General features: G+C 58.6%; 2 protein-coding genes. Both read left to right on the forward strand.

The window, feature by feature from the left end; genetic code table 11:
* On the forward strand, nt 1–227 hold a 227-nt coding region (locus H6A60_RS12075), incomplete at its 5' end, for a helix-turn-helix transcriptional regulator (RefSeq protein WP_239477745.1).
* Nucleotides 228–422: 195 nt separating this feature from the next.
* Nucleotides 423–700: hypothetical protein (locus tag H6A60_RS12080; protein ID WP_205104966.1), on the forward strand; the 278-nt coding region annotated here is incomplete at its 3' end.

Genomic DNA, 700 nt, shown 5'->3' on the forward strand with positions numbered 1-700 from the left:
TAATCACAATCGGCGACGTCTGCGAACCCTCGGGGCTTTCTCGATTCAAGATTTATCGACTTCAGAAAAAAGGTCTCTTTCCTCATTCCATCAAGCTCTGCCCGCGTGCCGTTCGCTGGCCTTTGGACGAGGTCAAAGTGGCGGTGATTGTACGACGTGCCGCGTTCGGGTCGGATGAAGCGGTTTGCTTCCTTGTCGCGAACATGCAGGCGACAAGATCCGCCTGATACTCGGTGTAGGGCTGCCGACGAAACGGCGCAATCCCGCCGAAGGCGGTGCCGTTTGCTGCTAACGCTGATGAATCCCGACAGCGAAGCATTCTTTCCGCCTGTCGGCTCACTTTCCACGCATACCCACGAAAGTACCTTTTTGCCGTCGCTCTGCCGAAAGGCCGGGCTTCGCAACATAATCGGGGGTTCTGCATGGCAATTGACTACGATCCGATCGCTTACGAGATGCCGTGGCGGCGCAATTACGAACTGATGTCGGCAGGCGTGTGGCTGACGGGAGCGACGGGCTACGGCATTTACGCGGCACTCGGGAGCTTTCCCGCCGGGCCGCTTTTGTGGATAGCGGGCGGCATGAGCGCTTTCGGCCTTCTCAAGCTTCGAAAGGGCCTTCGTCTGATGCGGCTGCAGCATCACCTGGCGGGAACGCCGCTCCCCGTCTGCACGTTCGACGAATTGCAGTCAATCTGCAC

This window comes from Sutterella massiliensis (assembly GCF_016899755.1).
In the GTDB taxonomy this organism is placed as follows: Bacteria; Pseudomonadota; Gammaproteobacteria; order Burkholderiales; family Burkholderiaceae_F; genus Sutterella; species Sutterella massiliensis.